The 20,098-nt window shown below is 63.2% G+C and carries 17 protein-coding genes; 5 read left to right on the top strand and 12 right to left on the bottom strand.

Translation table 11 applies throughout. The features are described from left to right. Nucleotides 1–87 precede the first annotated feature (87 nt). Both ACQ4MS_RS11590 and ACQ4MS_RS11585 read left to right on the top strand, forming a co-directional pair. A complete protein-coding gene (locus ACQ4MS_RS11590) occupies nucleotides 88–1,014 on the top strand; it encodes a LysR family transcriptional regulator (protein ID WP_431094590.1) in 927 nt (308 codons plus the stop codon). A 396-nt stretch (nucleotides 1,015–1,410) separates the two neighbouring features. Then, nucleotides 1,411–1,725: a DUF4148 domain-containing protein gene (locus ACQ4MS_RS11585; RefSeq protein WP_431094589.1), complete on the top strand. Its 315-nt coding sequence runs from the start codon at nucleotides 1,411–1,413 to the stop codon at nucleotides 1,723–1,725. A gap of 297 nt (nucleotides 1,726–2,022) precedes the next feature. Here ACQ4MS_RS11585 and xylB read toward each other — a convergent pair whose 3' ends face one another. The 7 genes from xylB to xylA are packed head-to-tail and all read right to left on the bottom strand — an operon-like array spanning nucleotide 2,023 to nucleotide 10,504. Then, nucleotides 2,023–3,489, bottom strand: coding sequence for a xylulokinase (gene xylB / locus ACQ4MS_RS11580; RefSeq protein ID WP_431094587.1), 1,467 nt, complete (start codon nucleotides 3,487–3,489; stop codon nucleotides 2,023–2,025). Between the two features lie 3 nt (nucleotides 3,490–3,492). Further along, entirely contained in the window at nucleotides 3,493–4,647 is a 1,155-nt protein-coding gene (locus tag ACQ4MS_RS11575; RefSeq protein WP_431094585.1) for a Gfo/Idh/MocA family protein, read from the bottom strand. After that, nucleotides 4,644–5,669 (bottom strand): sugar phosphate isomerase/epimerase family protein, encoded by a 1,026-nt coding sequence (locus ACQ4MS_RS11570; protein ID WP_431094583.1) that lies wholly within the window; start codon nucleotides 5,667–5,669, stop codon nucleotides 4,644–4,646. The genes ACQ4MS_RS11575 and ACQ4MS_RS11570 overlap by 4 nt, the downstream gene beginning before the upstream one ends. A gap of 7 nt (nucleotides 5,670–5,676) precedes the next feature. After that, nucleotides 5,677–6,639: an ABC transporter substrate-binding protein gene (locus ACQ4MS_RS11565; protein WP_431094581.1), complete on the bottom strand. Its 963-nt coding sequence runs from the start codon at nucleotides 6,637–6,639 to the stop codon at nucleotides 5,677–5,679. A 31-nt stretch (nucleotides 6,640–6,670) separates the two neighbouring features. Next, nucleotides 6,671–7,687: an ABC transporter permease gene (locus ACQ4MS_RS11560; RefSeq protein WP_431094580.1), complete on the bottom strand. Its 1,017-nt coding sequence runs from the start codon at nucleotides 7,685–7,687 to the stop codon at nucleotides 6,671–6,673. Continuing rightward, nucleotides 7,668–9,155 (bottom strand): sugar ABC transporter ATP-binding protein, encoded by a 1,488-nt coding sequence (locus ACQ4MS_RS11555; RefSeq protein ID WP_431094578.1) that lies wholly within the window; start codon nucleotides 9,153–9,155, stop codon nucleotides 7,668–7,670. Before ACQ4MS_RS11555 ends, ACQ4MS_RS11560 begins: the two co-directional genes overlap by 20 nt. Nucleotides 9,156–9,178: 23 nt before the next feature. Then, nucleotides 9,179–10,504 (bottom strand): xylose isomerase, encoded by a 1,326-nt coding sequence (gene xylA / locus ACQ4MS_RS11550; protein WP_431094576.1) that lies wholly within the window; start codon nucleotides 10,502–10,504, stop codon nucleotides 9,179–9,181. A 159-nt stretch (nucleotides 10,505–10,663) separates the two neighbouring features. Between xylA and ACQ4MS_RS11545 the strand changes: the two genes are divergently transcribed. Next, nucleotides 10,664–11,857: a XylR family transcriptional regulator gene (locus ACQ4MS_RS11545; protein WP_431094574.1), complete on the top strand. Its 1,194-nt coding sequence runs from the start codon at nucleotides 10,664–10,666 to the stop codon at nucleotides 11,855–11,857. Nucleotides 11,858–11,881: 24 nt separating this feature from the next. Here the strand turns inward: ACQ4MS_RS11545 and ACQ4MS_RS11540 are convergent, their stop codons facing one another. Beyond that, entirely contained in the window at nucleotides 11,882–12,844 is a 963-nt protein-coding gene (locus ACQ4MS_RS11540; protein ID WP_431094572.1) for an amidohydrolase family protein, read from the bottom strand. A gap of 603 nt (nucleotides 12,845–13,447) precedes the next feature. Between ACQ4MS_RS11540 and ACQ4MS_RS11535 the strand changes: the two genes are divergently transcribed. After that, nucleotides 13,448–14,449, top strand: a complete 1,002-nt coding sequence (locus ACQ4MS_RS11535; RefSeq protein WP_431094570.1) for an NAD-dependent epimerase/dehydratase family protein — start codon at nucleotides 13,448–13,450, stop codon at nucleotides 14,447–14,449. An 87-nt stretch (nucleotides 14,450–14,536) separates the two neighbouring features. Next, the gene (locus ACQ4MS_RS11530; protein WP_431094568.1) at nucleotides 14,537–15,514 is read left to right on the top strand and encodes an ABC transporter substrate-binding protein; all 978 of its coding nucleotides are present in this window, start codon (nucleotides 14,537–14,539) and stop codon (nucleotides 15,512–15,514) included. Between the two features lie 119 nt (nucleotides 15,515–15,633). Here the strand turns inward: ACQ4MS_RS11530 and ACQ4MS_RS11525 are convergent, their stop codons facing one another. From ACQ4MS_RS11525 to ACQ4MS_RS11510, 4 genes are read right to left on the bottom strand one after another with little or no spacing between them, the layout of a single operon-like run. Continuing rightward, nucleotides 15,634–16,587, bottom strand: a complete 954-nt coding sequence (locus ACQ4MS_RS11525; protein ID WP_431094566.1) for an SMP-30/gluconolactonase/LRE family protein — start codon at nucleotides 16,585–16,587, stop codon at nucleotides 15,634–15,636. A 2-nt stretch (nucleotides 16,588–16,589) separates the two neighbouring features. Then, nucleotides 16,590–17,576 carry an ABC transporter permease gene (locus ACQ4MS_RS11520; RefSeq protein WP_431094564.1) on the bottom strand — a complete coding sequence of 329 codons (987 nt, stop codon included), beginning with the start codon at nucleotides 17,574–17,576 and terminating at the stop codon, nucleotides 16,590–16,592. Then, complete coding sequence (locus ACQ4MS_RS11515; RefSeq protein ID WP_431094562.1) at nucleotides 17,576–18,562, bottom strand: ABC transporter permease; 987 nt, start codon at nucleotides 18,560–18,562, stop codon at nucleotides 17,576–17,578. Before ACQ4MS_RS11515 ends, ACQ4MS_RS11520 begins: the two co-directional genes overlap by 1 nt. Continuing rightward, nucleotides 18,559–20,094: a sugar ABC transporter ATP-binding protein gene (locus ACQ4MS_RS11510; protein WP_431094560.1), complete on the bottom strand. Its 1,536-nt coding sequence runs from the start codon at nucleotides 20,092–20,094 to the stop codon at nucleotides 18,559–18,561. Before ACQ4MS_RS11510 ends, ACQ4MS_RS11515 begins: the two co-directional genes overlap by 4 nt. Between the last annotated feature and the right edge of the window lie 4 nt (nucleotides 20,095–20,098).

Here is a 20,098-nt window from a genome sequence, read left to right as displayed (position 1 = left end):
TCCATTCAAATCAAACAAAAAATACCAATTCCAACAATACATTGCTGCTGAATCAGCAATAATTAAGCCCTAATTTAGGGGTAAACCATGGACCGGCTTCAATCAATGCGCGTTTTTCAGCAAGTGGTGGATGACGGAAGTTTTGCCGCCGCAGCGCGCAAATTCGACATGTCCGCGGCGGTGGTGACCCGGCTGGTCGGCGACCTGGAAGACCACCTGGGCGTGCGGCTGCTACAGCGCACCACCCGGCGCCTGGCGCTCACTGACGCGGGCGAAACCTACCTGGCCCGCGTGCGCCACATCCTGAACGACATTGACGAAGCCCATGCCGCGGCCCAGGCCCACGCGCAGGAAATGTCCGGCGTCATCCGTATCCTGACGCCGCCGGTGTTTGCCACGCATGTGCTGGCCCCCCTGGTGGCCGAGTTCGGACGGCGTTACCCGAAGGTGGTGCTCGACATCCATGCCGACTCGCCGCTGGTACCGCCCATTGAAGACTACGACCTGACCCTGCTGGGCGCTGCAGACACCTTTGACGCCAACATCATCGCGCGCCCCATCGCCTCTTCGGACGGCATCCTGTGCGCCGCACCCGGCTACCTGCGCGACCATGGCATTCCGCTGCAACCGGAAGATCTCGCCCGCCACCGCTGCCTGCGCGTCAAGCTCCAGGCGAACCGGCACCGCAGCCTGCGCCTCATCAATCCGGAGGACCACAACCGGGAAGTGGAGGTTCAGGTCGAGCCCGCGCTGCTGGTCAACAACACCACCGCGTTGATTCGGGCTTGTCTTGACGGCGCCGGCATCAGCATCCAGGCCATCGACATCGTGGCGAAGTACCTCCAGAACGGCGAGCTGCAGCGTGTTCTGTCGCCGTGGATAACCGGAAGGAACACGCTGTACGCAGCGCTGCCGAGCCGCAAGTTCATTCCTGCGCGCACCAGCGTGTTCCTGGAGTTCATGACCGAATACACACGCGCCGTGCTTAAAAAGATGGAGGCGCGGCAAGACTGAATTGCACCGGAATCAGGTCATCTCTGACAGAAAACTGTCAGCTATGGAAGATCGGCCTTCCATCCCCATATCAAAGTACAGCGCTTGTATGGCGGTGCACCTGGCTTCGTGGCCTTGCGAAGCTCCACGACATGAATCGCCATCTGCAAATCACCGCCCGCGCGCCACGCGAACTTTGCGCTCGCAAAAAAGTTCCAGGACATCGCCGCTTCATTGTTCCAGATTCGGCAATTGAATGTTCCACCGATCCGCACTTGTCTATTCACGCAGCGGTACAAGATTTGGTACATCGGTGAGCCACATTCATTCCATAGCGCGACTCAGCGATGAAGGCCTCACGGGTGACATCCCGTCCGACCGGATACTTTTTTAATTTGTTCTTAAAGGAAATTCATCATGAAATCGACCCTTGTCTCCGCATCTGTTCTTGCCCTTGCCGCCCTCGCCTCTGCCAGCAGCTTTGCCCAAGACAGCAAGTATCCCGGTGACACCAACTACCAACGAATCGACAGCACACCCGTCGCAGGAAGCTATACCCGCGCCGAAGTCCAGGCTGAAGTGCTGCAGTCACCACGTGCTGCCTACACAGGCGACAGCAACTACCTCCGAATCGACACCGCACCCGTAGCACAGGGAAAAACCCGCGCCGAAGTTCGCGACGAACTGGCACAGGCGCAGCGTGAAGGCAAGCTGGACATCGATCATTCCTGACCTGAGGACAACAAGGTCTCAGCGGCAAACGGCATGGTAGTCCGCCGCACAGGCTAGGCGAAGGCCATAGCGCCCCAAGCGCAAACATCCTTCGCAAGTTACCGACCCGCCGTCCGGAAAGCCTTTGGGCTTTTTGGGCGACGGCCTGGGACAAAACCCGCTATACCCTGGTACGCGAAAGCGTAGCGGGGTAATTTGCTTTGTGCGCAACATGCGCAATGCGCCGCACCTGATGCAGCCGCTGAAGACGGCCGTGCTTCCTTGCAGCATGCCATCACCGAGCAGCCGCAACGGCCCCTACAGGAAATGGGGTACGAGGCTCCCATACACCCCTTTCAGCCGCGCCGCCCGATCCTGCATACGAGTGCGCTGTGCAGCTCGCGGCTCGAACTCGTCCGTCACCTCGGGCGCCTGGAAGATGTGCGCGTTCTCCCCAGGATCGCACGCCAGCCAGGCCAGCCGGGCAGCTCCCAGTGAGGGTCCGACCTCCGCATCTGCATGGCGAGTTACTTGCAAGCCGGTGGCGTCGGCAAGCATCTGGGCCCAATAGACATTGCGCGAGCCGCCACCAATCAGGCTGACGCTCGCGAGGTCCGGTTGAACCGACCGCAGCGCGTCGATCCCTTGCGCCATGCCCAGGCAAACGCCTTCAAGGGTGGCGTTCACGATGTCTTCCCGCTGCGTGCCTGCATGCATGCCAAAGAAAACGGCTTTCGCATGCGGGTTGTTGTGCGGCGTGCGTTCGCCGTTGAGATAGGGCAGGAACAGCGGTGTGTCCTCCCGCAGGCCGCGGCGCTCGGCCTGGGCAAGCAGCACGGCAACGTCGCGCTCGCCAAGTAGCCCCGCCGTGAACTCCAGGCAAGAGGCCGCCGAGAGCATCACGGACATCAGGTGCCAGGCTTCTGGCAACGCATGGCAGAAGCTGTGCACCGCCTGCTGCGGATTGGCGACGAAAGAACCGGTAGCCGCAAATACCACACCGGAAGTTCCAAGGGACAGCATCGCGTCGCCTGGGTTCACCACACCCGCGCCCAGCGCGCCCGCGGCGTTGTCGCTGGCACCGGCCACCACCGGCACCTCACGCAAGCCCCAACGCTGCGCCACTTCGGGCAGCAGGGTGCCGGTGATCTCCGGGCCTTCGTGCAACCTGGGCATGTGCGCGGCGGACAGTCCGCAGGCCGTCAGGAGCTCATGGCTCCATTCCCGCCTTCCCACATCCAGCCACAGCGTGCCCGACGCGTCGGACAGATCGCTCGCGTAGTCCCCGGTCAGGCGCCAGCGCAGCCAGTCCTTGGGCAACAGCACATGCCGGATCCGCTCGAACAGGCCGGGCTCGTGCCTTGCCACCCAGAGCAACTTGGGTGCGGTGAAACCCGGCATCATCAGGTTGCCGGTGATCTGCCGTGACCGCGGTACGGCCTGTTCCAGTTCCGCGCATTCCGCCGCGGCGCGGCCGTCATTCCACAGGATTGCAGGCCGCAGGACCTCGCCGCGCCCATCCAGCAAGGTTGCGCCGTGCATCTGGCCGGTCAGGCCGATGGCCTCGATCTCGTCGGCGGTGTGACCGCCGCGCCGCAACTCCTGCAACGCGGCGCCCACGGCGGCATCGCACGCCCGCCACCATTCGGCAGGCTCCTGCTCGCGCCACAAGGGTTGGGGCGCATCCACCGACAGCGGCGCGGAACCACTGGCCACGAGGCGGTGGCCACGGCCTAGAACCACCGCCTTGACACTGGAGGTGCCGAGATCAATGCCCATGAACATCGGTCAGTCCCCGACAGGCGTCCACTTGGCCGTGCTGGCCGCAGACTGCACCACCTTCTCGATGAACCGCACGCCCCGGGCGCCGTCTTCGAGGCGGGGGTAATCGGCATCCAGCGGGTCCGGCGTACTGCCGGTTTGCAGCGCGCGGATGTGCGCGGCCACCCCCAGGTAGACATTGGCGAAGGCCTCGATGAAAGCCTCAGGGTGTCCCGTGGGCAAACGTGTCGCGCGGCGGGCGGCCTCCCCGAGCCACGGCGAGCCACGCGTCAGCACGCGGGCCGGGCCATCAATGGGAGCATGCAGCAGCCGGTTGGGTTCCTCCTGGCGCCAGTCCAGCGTACCGGTGGTGCCGAACACACGCAGCCGCAGATCGTTCTCGCAGCCCACTTCAATCTGGGACGCAATCAACACGCCCCTGGCGCCGTTCTTGAACCGCAGCAAGACATTGCCGTCGTCGTCGAGGCGCCGCCCCGGCACGAAAATCGTGAGGTCCGCGCAGATGCTTTCCAGTTCCAGGCCGGTCACCGTCGCCACCAGGTTTTCCGCGTGCGATCCAATGTCGCCGATAGCGCCGGCCACGCCGCTGCGCGCCGGGTCCGTCCGCCAGTCGGCCTGCTTCTGCCCGCTCGCTTCCAGATGGGTGGCAAGCCAGCCCTGGTTGTATTCGACGATCACCTTGCGCACTGTGCCGATGGCGCCGCGTGCAACCATGTCCCGCGCCTCGCGCACCATGGGATAGCCTGTGTAGTTGTACGTCACGCCGAAGATGGAACCGCTTCGCCGCACGACCTTCGTGAGCTCCGCTGCTTCCTCGCTCGAGTGGACAAGCGGTTTGTCGCAAACCACATGGATGCCGGCCTCCGCGAACGCGCGGGCGACGGGAAAGTGCACGTGGTTGGGTGTGACGATGGAAACGAAGTCGATGCGCTCGTCCTCGCCGCGGCGCAGTTCATCGGCCAGCAGGTCCTCCCATCGGCCGTGGTTGCGATCCTCCCGCAGCCCGAGGTCACGGCCTGAGGCGCGTGCACGCTCGGGGTCGGACGAGAGTGCGCCGGCCACAAGCTCCATCTGTCCGTCCAGCGCCATGGCCTTGCGGTGCACGGCGCCGATGAAAGCGCCCTGCCCGCCGCCCACCATCGCATAGCGCATCCTTTTCATGAACCCGCCATCCCGCCCTGCTTGGCCTTGTCGAACACCGCGTCGAAGGCGCCCGCTGCGGGCTTGAAGTCCAGCCGCTTGCTGTAGGCCGCGCTCTCGGTCGCGCCGTGTACCCGGTCCATGCGGCTGTCTTCCCACTCGACGCTCAAGGGGCCGTTGTAGCCCACATCGTTGAGCGCGACGATGATGGACTCGAAGTCGATAAGTCCCCGTCCGACGCTGCGGAAGTCCCAGTAGCGGCGCGCGTCACCAAAACTGGTGTGGCCGCCGAACACTCCCGCGGTGCCGTCGCCCCGCCCCCACCACACGTCCTTCATGTGCACGTGATAGATGCGGTCGCCGAACGTCCGGATGAACTTGACGTAGTCCACACCCTGGTAACCCAGGTGGCTGGGGTCGAAATTAAACCCGAAGCGCCTGTGGCCGCCTATGGCCGTCACGGCCCTTTGCGCCGAGGCGGTATCAAAGGCGATTTCCGTCGGATGCACTTCCAGCCCGAAGTTCACGTTGTGCTGGTCGAACACCTCCAGGATGGGCTTCCATCGTTGGGCGAAATCGGTAAAGCCCTTGTCCCAGTACTCCTGGGAGGTCGGGGGGAACGCATACAGTGAATGCCAGATGGACGAGCCGGTGAAGCCGGTGACCACCTTCACGCCAAGTTTGGCGGCAGCCCGTGCGGTGTCCTGCATCTCCCGGGCAGCGCGCTGGCGCACCCCTTCGGGCTCGCCGTCACCCCAGACATGCGCCGGAAGAATGGCCTTGTGACGTTCATCGATGAGGTCACAGACCGCCTGGCCCACGAGGTGGCTGCCGATGGCGAAACAGCGCAACCCGTGCTGCTCCAGCAGATCCCGCCGGTCCTGCACGTAGCGCTCACTCGCCAGGGCCTCCTGCACATCGAAATGATCGCCCCAGCAGGCCAGTTCCAGGCCGTCGTAGCCCATGCTGCGTGCCAGGGGCGCCAACTCCTTGAGCGGCAGGTCCGCCCATTGCCCAGTGAAAAGTGTGACAGGTCTTGCCATGGCTGCCTCAGAACGGCGAATCGGGGAAGTAATACTGCTTGGCGTTGTCCTTGGTGACCAGCACCGAGGGAATGATGGTTGTGGCGGGCAGTTTCTCGCCCTTCATCCGTGCGGCGGCCGTGAGCTTCATCGCGTCGGCGATCATGCTGGGCGAGTAGGTCACATCGGCGGTGACGATCTTGTCGCCATCCATGACCTTCTTGATGTAGTCCTTGGAACCGGCACCACCCAGCACGAGCTTGACGTCAGTGCGCTTGGCCTGGGCAATTGCCTTCTGCACGCCAACCGCCATGTCGTCGTCCGAGGCCCAGACGGCATCGATCTGCTTGAAGCGGGTGAGGTAATCCTGCATCACCTTGAATGCGTCGTCCCGGTTCCAGTTGCCGTGCTTGGCATCCAGGATTTTGATGTCCGGATGGCTTTTCATCACCGCCGTGAATGCGTCCACACGCTGGTTGTCGATGACTGTAGGAATGCCTCGCAGTACGACAACGTTACCTTTTCCGCCCAGAGCTTTGGCCATGTACTCAGCCGAGACCTTGCCGAAACCAGGGTTGTCGCCTGCGACATAGGCGTCCTGCGCATTGGTGTCCGTCAGGCCGCGGTCAACGACCGTCACGTACACACCCTTGCCTTTGACCTGCGCGACCGGTTGTGTGAGCGGCGCCGACTCGAATGGCAGGATCACGAGGGTATCGATCTTGTTGGCTGTGTGCAGGTCCTGCACCTGGTTTGCCTGCTCAGAAGCAGATCCCGCCGTCTTGACGGTGACTTTCAAGCCGGGATACTGCTTCTCCAGATCGGACTTGGTCCGGTTGGCCCAATACACAACCCCGCCGGTCCAGCCGTGCGTGGCGGCCGGGATCGAGACGCCTATGTGGGGCTTGCTCTGGGCAATGGCAGACGTCCCGGCAGCCAGGGCCGCAATTGCGGTGGCGCCAGCGGCCACCAGACGGATCAGTGATTTCATGCTTTGTCTCCTTAACGTTGTGGGGAACCGGTTACTTGCGCCCGCGCTGGAAGAACGCGACGGCAATGATCACGAAGCCCTGCACCGCCGCGTTCAGGTACACGCTGATGATGCTGGTCAGATTGAGGATGTTGCTGATCACCGAAAGCAGGACCGCGCCGATCACGGTGCCGGTGATTCCGCCGGCACCGCCGCGCAAGGCCGTGCCCCCAACGATCACCGCGGCGATGGCTTCCAGCTCCCACAGCAGCCCCGTGGTCGGCGAAGCCGAGCCCAGGCGCGGCACATAGAGCACCGTGGCAATTCCCACGCAAATTCCCAGAAACATGTATGTGAGCACCTTGACACGGTCCACTTCGACGGCGGCGTAGCGCGCAACCTGCTCGTTAGAACCTATGGCCTGAACGTAGCGGCCGAAGGCGGTGCGATTGAGAATGAGCGCCCCCAGCAAGGCCACGACGGCAAACACCAACACGGGCACGGGCACGCCCAGCAGGCTACCGTAGTACACCGGGCTGTAGACATCGACCAGCGCACCGTCGAGAGTGATGGCGCCGCCATTGGAGAAGTAAGTCAGGTAGGCGCGAAAAATGCCCAGTGTCCCAAGCGTCACGATAAAGGGCTCGATCCGTCCCTTGCTGATGAGCAGCCCATGGCCCAACCCGAACACCGCGCCCAGCAGGACGGCGAAAGCCATGCCGGCCACCACGGCCGCCATGGGGGTCCAGCCCGCGCTTGCGGCCGCGTTCATCAGCAGGATCGTGCTGCCCGCAATCAGCGCGGCCATCGATCCCACCGAGAGATCGATGCCGCCGGAGATGATGACGAAGCACATCCCCACCGCGATAATGCCGATGAAAGCCGTGCGGGTGAGCACGTTCATCGCGTTGTCGAGGCTGGCGAAGTTCTCGTTAAGCATCGCGCCCACAATGCACATAAGCGCCAACCCGGCAAGCGGCCCGGCACCTGTGAATGAGGGCCACCTGCGCAGGACCGGCCTCGCGGCAGGTACAGGGGCGGCGGCGGTATCAGTGGGTTCCAGTCGCATGGGCAATCAACAGTTCTTCGGACAATTGGTCCTGGGAGAGTTCGGTAACGAGCCTGCCTTGCCGCATCACGACGACGCGGTGGCAAAGGCCGATCAACTCGAGCAACTCCGAAGACACGACGATGATCCCGCGGCCTTCGCTGGCCAGCCGCTGGATCAGGAAATAGATGTCGCGCTTGGCGCCGACGTCGACCCCTCGCGTCGGTTCGTCCAGCACAACAACCTTGGGATCAGGATGCAGCACCCGAGCGAGCGCAAGCTTCTGCTGGTTACCGCCGGACAAGGCGGAAGCCGGTATGTCAGAGCGTTGCGTGCGGATGCCGAATGCCGTGGTCGCGGCCGTAAAGGCCGCCTGTTCTTGCCGCGGATCGAGCAAAGGCTGCGCATAACGCTCCAGCGCCATCAGTGTGAGGTTTTGTGCCAGGCCCATGCGCAGGTGAAGACCACGCGTCTTGCGGTCTTCACTGAGGTAAGTAAGGCCCAGGCGTGCCGCAGAACGGGGATTGCGCCGCGTCCAGGCTTTGCCCGCAACCTGCGCCAATCGCACGCTGGAGGGGCGCAAACCCAAGAGCCCTTCGAACAGTTCCGTCCGTCCAGCCCCAACCAGCCCCGCGAAGCCGAGGATTTCTCCGGCGCGCACCTGAAAGCTTGAGTCATGGCACCAACCAGGGACGGCAAGCCCGTCCACGTCCAGCAGGACGGGCGCCTCGGCCGCCACGGGAAGCTTGGGTGGATAGAGATCGGCGAGTTCGCGCCCGACCATCAGGCTGGCCATCTGCTGTCGCGTCACGCTCCCCGTGGAACGGCGAGCTACAAAGCGGCCGTCGCGCATGACGACCACTTCATCGGTGATACGCTCAACTTCATCCAGCTTGTGGGAGATATAGACAATGGTGGAGCCCGCCGCCCTCAGCTGATCAATGAGGGAGAACAGGCGTTCGGTCTCGGACGGTGTCAATGTCGCGGTGGGTTCGTCCATCACCAGAACGCGGGCGTGCCGGCTGAGCGCACGCGCGATCTCCACCAGCTGCTTCTCGGCCACAATGAGATCACCCACGCGCCGCGCGGGACTGCAGTTCAAGCCGACCTGGCGCAACGCGGCGGTTGCCTCTCTGGCCATCAAATCCTCGTCCAGCAGTCCATAACGCTTGCGCTCGTGACCAAGGAAGATGTTCTGCGCAATAGTCAGGTCGTCCGCCAGGTTGAATTCCTGGTGGATCATCACCACCCCGGCGGCTTCGGCCTCACGCGGGCCCTTGAAGCGCACGGCATGCCCGCTCAGCTCCACCACGCCTTCGCTGGCCGCCTCGTAGCCGGCCAGAATCTTCATCAGCGTCGACTTGCCTGCGCCGTTCTCCCCAAGCACGCCATACACCCGGCCAGGCGCGAGCTCGAAGCTGACGCCGTGCAGGACCTGCACGGGGCCGAAGCTCTTGCTCACGTCCTTGAAACCGACCGTCAAGCTCACTGATTACTCCTGCCTTCGCGTCTTCAGGCCGTGCCGGCGAAGATCGCGGCGTTGACCCGGTTCTCCAGCCACTCCTGGCGACCGCTGACCGGCTTGGGCTGAAGGTCGTTGACGAAGGCGTGTTCGGCAAGCTGGCTGAGGCTCATGTCGCCCGTGATGATGCGCTGCCCCAGTTCACCCTCCCAGTTCGCGTAGCGCTGCTGGCGAAACTGCTCGAGCTCGCGGGACTCTATCAATCGAGCGGCGCTCTTGAGCGCCAGCGCCAGCGCGTCGATCGCGCCTACATGGCCGTGCAGGAGGTCGATCGGGTCCATGCTTTGGCGCCGCACCTTCGCGTCGAAGTTGAACCCCCCGCTTCCGATCCCGCCGGCCCGCAGGATTTCGTAGAGCGCCAGCGTGAGATCTTCGACGCTGTTGGGGAACTGGTCGGTATCCCAACCATTCTGCGGATCACCGCGGTTGGCATCGATGCTGCCGAAGATTCCCAGCGACGCGGCCGTGGCGATCTCGTGCTGGAAGCTGTGGCCCGCCAAAGTGGCGTGATTGGCTTCGATGTTCAGCTTGATCTCCTTCTCCAGGCCGAATTCCTTGAGGAAACCATACACGGTGGCGCTGTCGAAGTCGTACTGGTGTTTGGTCGGTTCCAACGGCTTGGGCTCGATGAGCAACTGACCCTTGAAACCGATCTTGTGCTTGTGGTTCACGACCAGCTGCATGAATCGGCCCAGTTGCCTGCGCTCGCGCTGCAGATCGGTGTTGAGCAAGGTGTCGTAGCCTTCGCGGCCGCCCCACATCACGTAATTGGCGCCGCCAAGCTGCTGCGTGGCATTGAGTGCGCTGAAAACCTGCGTCGCGGCGTACGCAAAGACGTCGGGATCCGGGTTGCTCGCCGCGCCGGCTGCGTAGCGCGGATGGCTGAAGAGGTTGGCCGTTCCCCACAGCAGCGAGATCCCGGTTTCCTTCTGCTTCTGGGCGAGCACGTCCACCATCGCAGACAGATTGCTGCGGTACTCAGCCAGGTTCGCACCTTCCGGCGCCACATCCGTGTCATGAAAGGTGTAGAACGGGACACCCAATCGGGAAATCAGGCCAAAGGCCGCATCCGCTTTCTTCCGCGCCATCATCAACTCGTCCCCACCGGCATGCCAGGGCCTGGCAAACGTGCCCTGTCCGAAGACGTCGCTGCCCGGCCAGACAAAGGTGTGCCAATAGCAGACTGCGAGCCGCAGGTGCTGCGCCATCGGCTTGCCCAGCACCAGCGCGTTGGCGTCATAGTGGCGGTAGGCCAATGGAGTCGTGGCCTGGGGGCCCTCATAGCGTACGGGGGCGATGGATTCGAGAAAGTTCATGGTCGTGTGGGAAAAGTGGGCAATAGCTTCCAATTGCCCCATCCTAGAGCCGTCTGTCTTCGCCCGCGATTGCGAAATTTGCGAGAGTGACTTGCGAAATTGCTTTCTGCAGCGCAACAATCGGCCGATATCTTTGTCTTTGTATCAACCAAACGACCCATGAAATCGTCACTCCGTCAAAGTGGACCTACCGTGCTGCGCGTGGCATTGCTTTTCCATGCGAGCAAAATGTACGACCGCGAGATCATCACGGGCATCGGCGACTATGTGAACCAGACCCGTGTCGCCTGGGACCTCTTCCTCGAAGAGGATTTCCGTTTCCGGCTTGACGGCATCCATGACTGGGAAGGCGACGGGATCATCGCGGACTACGACGATCCGGCCGTAGCGAACGCCCTCGCGGGGGTGCGCGTGCCTGTCGTCGCCGTCGGGGGTTCCTATGAGGATCCCGCGAACTACCCTGCCAATGTGCCGTACGTCGCTACGGACAACAGGGAACTGGTCGCACACGCGCTGACCCACCTGGTGGCGTCAGGGCTTTCCAGCTTTGCCTGCTATAGCCTGCCGGAGTCGCCACTCAACCGCTGGGCCCAGGAGCGCGAGAACGCGTTCACCGCCTGGCTTGCCCGCGATGGGCTGACAGGGGAGATCCACCGGGGCCTGGCCACCAGCGCGCCCACATGGAGCAGCGCTACAAGGAAACTGCTTTCCTGGCTGGAAAGCCTGCCCAAGCCCGTTGGCATCGTCGCCGTCACGGACGCGCGCGCGCGGCAGGTGCTGCAGGCCTGCATCGTCGGCGCCATCGCTGTGCCCGATGAAGTCGCCATCATCGGCATCGACAACGACACGCTGGGCCAGCACCTGACAAGAATCCAGCTCAGCTCGGTCAGCCAGGGAACGCACGAAATGGGCTATCGCGCGGCACACCTGCTGCACCAGGCCCTGAGCGGCTCGCCGGTGGGCGACGTAAGGGTGGTTGTGCCCCCGGTAAGCGTGCATTCGCGCGCTTCCACCGCGCGCGATGTCGAGCACAGCGCAACCGTGATGCGCGCACTCCACTACATCCGCCAATATGCCTGCCAGGGCATCAAGACGGAGCAAGTTGCCGAAACGGTGGGGCTGTCGCGCTCATCACTGGAGATGTACTTTCGCCGCGAGTTGAAACGCTCTGTGCACGACGAGATCCTGCAGCACAAGTTGCAGCGGTGCTTTCAATTGCTGAGCAACACACAAATGGGCATCGATGACATCGCACGGGCGAGCGGCTTTCGTTCCGTCCAGTACCTCAATACAGTGTTCAAGAGGGAACTGGGGGAGACGCCGGCCTCGTGGAGGGAAAGCCGCCGGGCCTGAGCCGCGACTTTCTGGCCTCGCTCACTACGCTTTGTGCCGGTGATAGAACGCGAGGGCGTTCTTGAACATCACCTTGTCGCGCACGCCGGTACCGAAAGGGGCCAGATACGCCTCGGCGATGGCGATCTGTGCCTCAAAAGTCCCATGCAGCGTGATCACCGGCCAGTTGCTGCCCCAGATCAGGCGGTCCTTACCGAACGCGGACATCAGCACGTCGAAGTGCGGCTTGTACGAAGCGAGGTCGGTAGGTGACGGAAAAACCACGTCACCGGGAGCGTACATGTCATAGAACGAGGAGAATTTCATGTACAGACGCGGGCAAGCGCTGGCGAGGCGGCGAATGTCATGCGCCCATGTAGGGTCGACCGCGGGCCCGGTTGCGCCACCCAGGTGGTCAATGATGATGCGCAGGTTGGGCACCGCGGTACACAACGCCTGAACCTGGCTCTTCGGGTTTTTGCTTCCCCGGCTGATGATGTCGAGCGTCATCCCGCGCGCTGCCAGGTCGCGCAAACTGGTGAGCTGTGCCGCGCTGAGCGTAATGCCCTCGGCCGGGCCGGTGAGATAGCCACGGATTCCCACGAAGCGCGGGTCAGCGGCGAAACGTGCGAGGTCGGCAGCAAAAGTCGGCGCACCAATCTCGAGGTTTCCGACGAAGAAAGAGTAAAACGGATCGTTCCTGACAAGGTCGAGAATCCACTGGTTGTCCTGGACGATCCTGCTCGCTTCCACAATCCCGGCCGCCACCACACCCTGGGCCTTGGCAAATGCGCTGTACTCCGGCGGCAGCACATCGCGAAAGATCGGCCCTTCCGCCGCTGTGGGCCACGGCACACCACCCGGACGGCTCATTTGCCAGAAGTGAATGTGCGTCTCGACGATGGGTCGTTTGCCGGGTGGGGCATTACGCTCGGCAGCTTCGATCGCAGCCTGCAGCGCCTGGTCGGCGGCACCGTACCCCCCGCATGCCGTGACGAGCCACGTCATGCCCAGCAGCACCTCAGGCCCTTGTTCCTTGTCTCCTTCATGTATTTCTCCTTATCAGGTTGACGGGTCGTTCCGGAACGACCCTGTCCATACGGTGAGGCAGTGGTGACTGAACCGTGTTTCGTACTGATCGAGGCTCCATCGGACGTGAAACGTCTCCGGCAGGATTCGCGAATGATGGTAAGACCAATATTGCGTCAATGTCAATATTGGTCTGACCATCGCATGAAACTGTGGGAAAACAGAGGTCGATCAAGCGTCCCCGTGTCGCACAGGGCGCGCAGTTCCACTCCGCGCAAGCATCCGATCACAGTGTCCAGGAGAGACGGGGCCGGCACCGGTGTCGTGCAGCGAACCAGCACTGAACTGCCTCCCTCTCTAATCGGTGAAGGCTCACGTCCGAGGGTCACGCCCCGCTTGCCACGGCCGGCTTCGCCGTGCCGTTTGCACCCGCGTCGTTTTCCCTCTGAAAGCGCGAAACCCGGAGTGCAACCCCGGATCGATGCGGGCCGCAATCCATATGAATCCACGTATGGATCAAACCCAAAACATGATTGATCGCGCGGAACTGGCTTGCTACTATCCGCCTTTCAGAAGGCCCGCATGCAACCATCTCTTTCCTCCGGATTCCTTCTCGTCACCGGCGCCACCGGCAAGGTGGGCCGCGCGTTCATCCAGCGATTGCTGGAGGACGCCCGTCTCGGGCATTTCCGCGTGCGAGCGCTCTGCCACAACCGCGTGTTGCAACCTCATGCACGGCTGGAGTGTGTGCGTGGCTCCATCCAGAATCGCGAGGATGTGCAGACCGCCCTTCACGACGTGACGCATGTGCTGCACCTGGCCACAAGCAAGGAAACGCCGGACGAAGTGATGGATGTCGCCGTCAAGGGCATGTTCTGGCTGCTTGAGGGCTGCCGCGTGAGCCCCACTTTCCGGCAGTTCATTCTGGTGGGCGGCGATGCGGCCATCGGGCATTTCCACTACGCGCATCCGGTACCGGTCGTAGAGAGCCAGCCGCATACCGCCTACCCAGGTTGCTATGCGCTGTCCAAGGTGCTGGAGGAGGTAATGCTCCAGCAGTACCAGATCCAGTACGGCCTCAACGGCTGCTGCCTGCGCGCCCCCTGGATCATGGAGAAGGACGATTTCCGGTTCACCCTGTCCTTCGGCGACGATGTGTTCGGAGGTCCACGCTGGCGCGATCTGGTGCCCGAAAACGAAGCACGGGATCACACGCGCACCGGCGCTGTCCCGGTAATGCTTGATCCCGAGGGACAGCCAGTCAAGCGCAATTTCATTCACGTGGAGGATTTGGTTGATGCCATCCTGTTGGCCCTGGACTCGCCGCGAGCCCGGCAGCAACTGATGAATGTGTGCATGGACGAGCCTCTCGACTACGGAGCACTTGGCGAATACCTGTCCCATACGCGGGGCCTGCCACTCGTGCCAGTCCGTACCCCTTACCGCTCCACGTGGCTGGACAACACCAAAGCCAAGTTTTTGCTGGGCTGGCGGCCGAAATTTGACATGGTTCGCATGGTCGAATCCGCGTGGTCATATGAACGGGCACCTGACGATCCACGTGTGGTCTGGTACCCCGGCTGAGTTCGGCCGCCCGCCACAGCACCGGGCGAGCCGCAAGGCGAGAGTGCTGCATCCCATTGACCTATATATAAACGCAGGAGACACAAAATGAAATCGATGAAACGACGCAGCTTTGGCGCGGTGCTGGCGTGCGCCGGCCTGGCCTATGCCTGGGCGACGCCGGCCTGGAGCCAGGCAAAAGGCAAGAAGCTGGTAATCGGCTTCGCGCAGACCGGCGCTGAAAGCGAGTGGCGCACAGCCAATACGGATTCCGTCAAAGCCGCCGCAAGCGCGGCCGGCTATGAGCTGAAGTTCTCTGACGCGCAGCAGAAGCAGGAGAACCAGATCAAGGCGATCCGCTCCTTCATCGCCCAGAAGGTGGACGTCATCATCCTCGCGCCGCTGGTCACCACGGGTTGGGATACCGTGCTGCGGGAGGCCAAGGCCGCCAAGATCCCGGTCATCCTGGAAAGCCGGAGTGTGGTGGTGAAAGATCCTTCCACCTGGACCACCTTCGTGGGTTCGGACTTCGTCGAGGAAGGCCGGCGCGCCGCACAGTGGCTGCTGGATCACACCAAGAACACCACCGGCGACGTGAACATCGTCGAACTGCAGGGCACCGTGGGTTCCGATCCCGCCATCGAACGCAAGAAAGGTTTCGAGGAAGTTCTCAAAGCCCACCCGCGCTACAAGATCATCCGCTCCCAGACCGCCGACTTCACCCGCGCGAAGGGCAAAGAGGTGATGGAGGCTTTCCTCAAGGCCGAGGGCAAGAAAATCAACGTGCTTTACGCGCACAACGACGACATGGCCATCGGCGCGATCCAGGCCATCGAGGAAGCCGGCCTGAAGCCGGCCAAGGATATCCTGGTGATCGGCGTGGATGCCGTCAAGGGCGCCTTCGAGGCGATGATCGCAGGCAAGATGAATGTCAGCGTCGAGTGCAATCCCTTGCTAGGTCCCCAGCTGATGGAAGCGGCCGCCAAAGCCGCCGCCGGACAGACATTGCCGCGCTGGATCAAGTCCATCGAGGGCGTGTTCCCGGCCGAAGTGGCAGCCAAGGAATTCCCGAACCGCAAGTATTGACGCGGACAGTCCGGCCCCGGCCTGCTGCACGCGCCAGCACCGGGGCACAGGATCTCCTGCAATTCGTGCAAGAGAAGCGCATCGATGGCAAAGGAAATGGCTGAGAAGCCTCGCCGGGGTTAGGTGCCCAGAAGACTGCGTGTCCAGGCACCAGACGTCGCCAGGTAGCAGGCGTACAGCGACGTCGTGGCAGTAATGAAGAGGCGGTTACCTCGCGGCCCGCCAAACTCCAGATTGGCCACCGGCTCCGGAACAAGTATCCGGCCGAGCAAATCACCCTGCGGCGAGAAGCAATGCACGCCATCACCGGCGCTCGTCCAAACGTTGCCGCGCAGGTCCACACGCAAGCCGTCCGGTATCCCCGCGTCCACGGTGGCGAACACTTCGCCGCCACGCAGCCGGCCGCCAGCCGCCACTTCAAAGGCTCTGATGTGCCGCGGCCCCTGAGGATCATGCGATGCTCCCGAGTCCGCCACATACAGGCGCGCGCCGTCCGGCGAAAACGCCAGACCATTGGGCTGCACAAAGTCCGTGGCGGCGGCGTCGATCCGACCGGTCCCGGGGTCGACCCGAAAGACATAGCGGCCACCGTACTCGGGCTCGGCCACGTAACCCTCGTAGTCGGACAGGATCCCATAAGTCGGATCAGAGAACCACACGGCCCCATCTGGCGCGACAACGGCGTCGTTGGGCGAGTTCAGCCGCTTGCCGTCGAAGGCGCTGGCGATCACGGTGCGCCGGCCGTCGAGCTCGGTGCGACCGACGCAGCGCGTGCCATGCTCGCAACTGACGAGACGGCCTACGCCGTCGCGCGTATGACCGTTGGCGAAGTTGGAGGGCCTGCGAAACTCCACCACGCTGCCCGCGCCCGCGCCGTCGGGCACCCACCGCAAGATGCGGTCGTTCGGGATATCGCTGAACAGCAGGAAGTCGCCGGCCGGGAAGTACACAGGGCCCTCGGCCCAGCGCGTGCCGGTGAAAAGCTTCTCGACGAAGCCGTTCGGCGGAACCAGTCCGCGAAAACGTGCATCGTGCAGCAGGAAGTCGCCCCGAATGCCGTAGCGGTCGGCCACGATCACCTCACCCTGGCCGAGCGGCCATACAGCAGCAGCATGCACAGGATCAACGCCCCGTAGATGATCTGGCGGCCCGCCTCCGGCATCTGCAGCACTGCGAGCACGCTTTGCAGCAGCACGATGAACATCACGCCCGCGACGGTGCCCAGGTAGCTGCCGCGACCGCCCAGGATATTGGTGCCGCCCAGCACGACTGCGGCGATTGCGGGCAGCACGTAAGGATCACCCATCGCCTGGTACGCGTTGGCCGAGTAGCCAGCGAGCAGGATGCCGGCGAGCGCCGCCAGCGCACCGCAGGCAACGAAGCACAGCACGATCACTTTGCCGGTACGCACGCCCGACAGGTAGGCGGCGCGCTCGGTGTTTCCGATGACGTACACGTAGCGGCCGATGGCAGTGCGCGTGAGCACCAGGTAGAACAGCAAGGACACCGCCACCCAGGTCCACACGGCATTGGGTACGCCCAGCGTCTTGCCCACGCCCAGGGCACGCATCAGTTCGGTGGCGCCGTGCACCGGTGCGTGTCCGCCGGAATAAAGGACCATCAGGCCCTGTAGCACAGCATTGGCGCCGAGCGTGAAAATCATCGAAGGGATGCGCAGGATCGCAACCCCCAACCCATTGACCAGACCGATCAACGCGCCGCAGGCGATGCCCACGGGGATTGCCCAGCCAGCGCCGTAGGTGGCGCCCGCCGCCGCGGCCATCATTGCACCGGTGGTGATGGTCCAAGGCACCGACAGGTCAATGTGGCCCAGCAGGATGACGGCCATGAGTCCGGCGGCTGCGATGCCGAGGAAGGCGGCGATCTGCAGTTGCAGCAGCAGGTAACCCGGCATCAGGAAGTTGCTGTTGATGGCGCTGGCGGCCAGCAGAAGAACCACCGAACACAGAGCCACCATGGCCGGGGGATTCAACAGCAGTCGCTGAAACAGGTTCTTGACGCTGGCAGCGGGGCGTCGGGTATCGACGGAGAGGCTGGTCATCAGAACAGGTCCAGGCGGTTTCGCAGGCGAAGCACGTGCAGCGCACCAACACACACGGCGGCCAGAAGGATAAGTCCCTCAAACAGCGGTTGCCAAAGCGCCGGTGCATCGAACACGAACAGAAGATCGCCAATGGTACGCAACACAAAGGCTCCCAGCACCGAGCCCACCATACCCCCGCTACCGCCGTAAAGTGAGGTTCCACCGATCACTACTGCCGCGATGGAATTGAGGGTATACAGGCCCGCCTGCGGCGAGCTGGCTTCACCCGACAGGGAAATCAGCGACAACAGAAGCCCAGCCAGGCCGGAAAGCAGGCCAGCGGCGGTGTAGGCGATGAACTTGGCCCGTTGCAACGGCACACCCGAGAGGTAGGCGGCCTGTTCGGACGACCCCACCGCATAGCAGGCCCGGCCGATGATGGTGCGCCTGAAGGGCATCCACCCCAGCACAATGACCGCGACGAGCAACACCAGTGTGGTCGGGACCACGCCAAAAAGACGGCCGGTCAGCGCGTCCGACAGTCCCTCGCTAACTTCGCCGCCCGGCGACGGACGCAGCAGCAAAGCAAAACCGAAGAACATTGCGCCCGTGGCGAGCGTGACGATGATCGGCTGCAGGCGTCCGAGCACCACGATCGCGCCGTTGAGTGCGCCAGCCGCTGCACCGGTTGCCAGCACCAGCACCACGCCAAGCGCCACCTGCCAGGGCGCACCGTTCACAACGACGGAAGCCAGGCAACTGGTGAGCACCATCACCATCCCAACGGAAAGGTCCAGTCCGCGCGTGATGACCGGGAGTGTCTGGGCCATCGCAACGATTGCCAGCAGCGCTGCCTTGTTCGAGGCCGTGGTGACGATGGCCACGGAGATCGAGCGCGGATGTTCCAGCAAGTAGAGCGAGAACATCAGGACAAACACCACCAGCGCGCCCAGCGGGCCGCCGTTGCGGCGCAGCAGACGCAACCATTCTTCGCGCCTGTTCATGCGACGACCTCCTGTTCGGGTGCCGCGAGCGACACGTTGAGGGACGCAGCCACGATCTCCTGCTCGGTGATCTCGGCTCCGACGAGCGTACGCGCGATACGTCCCTCGTACATGATCAGGACGCGGTCAGCCAGGCCGATCAGCTCTTCGTAGTCGGTGGAGTAGAGCAGGATGGCCACGCCCTGGGAAGCCAGCTGGCGTAGCAGGACATAGATCTCCTGCTTGGTGGCCACGTCGATGCCGCGCGTGGGATCGTTCAGCAGAAGCACCCGCGGCTGAGCCATCAACCATTTGGCAATCACCACCTTCTGCTGATTGCCCCCTGACAGGGTCTGCACCGGGTCTTCCACAGAGCCGAGCTTGATGCGCAGCTTGTCCACCATCTGCATCACGGCAGCCTTCTCGGCTGCCGGGCTGAGCAGACCATTGCGGCTGAGCGCCTCCAGGCGCGCAAGGCTGGCGTTCTCTCGAATACTCATCGGCAGGACCAGCCCCTCGGTCTTGCGATCCTCCGGAATCAGGGCAATCCCGAGCTCCGGCTTTTTGCACTTGTGAGGTGTCAAACCGAGAACCGGCTGGCCGAAGACCTCGAACTCGCCGTGTACGCCCCTGAGCACACCAAAAAGCGCCAGCAGCAGTTCGCGCTGGCCTTGCCCGTCCAGCCCGCCCAGGCCAACGATTTCACCTTGCCGGATCTCCAGCGAAATGTCCCGGAGGTCGGGGTCCCAGTTCAGGGACTTGACCCTGACAGCCGACGGTGCGTCCGTGGCCGGCCCGGTCTTGGGCGGATATGACTTGGCGACGTCACGGCCAATCATGAGCTGCACCACCTCGGCATCGGACCGGGTGCCACTGGCGAAAGTATCGACGCGGCGGCCGCTGCGAAATACCGAACAGGTGTCGGCAAGCGCCTTGACCTCGTGCATGCGGTGCGAAATGAACAGCGCCGCGACACCCTGGTCCCGCAAACTGAAAAGCAGGCGGTACAGGCGTTCCACATCCTCGCTGCTGAGGGCGGAGGTCGCCTCGTCCAGAATGAGCAGGCGCGGCTTTGCGCCGAGCGCCTTGGCAATTTCGACCACCTGCCGGCGGGACAGCGGCAGATCGCGCACCCGATCCATGGGATGGATATCGTCGCAGCCCAACAGGGACAGCAGTTCGGTTGCGCGGTTTTGTTGGGCCCTGGCGTCAATCAGGCCGTATCTCATCGGAGGCCTGGACAGAAAGATGTTGTCGCATACGGACAGGTCCGGCACCAACGACAGTTCCTGGAACACGCACACGATGCCGCGCTCGCGTGCGGTGTTGGGTGAGCCCAGCCGCAGTTCCTGGCCGTCCAGCAGAATGCGGCCGGCGTCGGGCTGGACGACGCCGGCGATGATCTTGATCAAGGTCGACTTGCCGGCACCGTTCTCGCCCAGAACGGCGTGGATTTCGCCCGGCGCGCAGGAGAAGTCCGCGCGATCAAGCGCACATACGCCGCCATAGTGCTTGGTGATGCCCTGAAGTTCGAGCAGAGGTTTCTGGGTCACGAAA

The sequence above is a fragment of the Polaromonas aquatica genome (assembly GCF_050626995.1).
GTDB classification, from domain to species: Bacteria; Pseudomonadota; Gammaproteobacteria; order Burkholderiales; family Burkholderiaceae_C; genus Polaromonas; species Polaromonas aquatica_A.
Note: the sequence above shows the minus strand (reverse complement) of the source record. Positions and strands in the feature narration are given on the sequence as shown.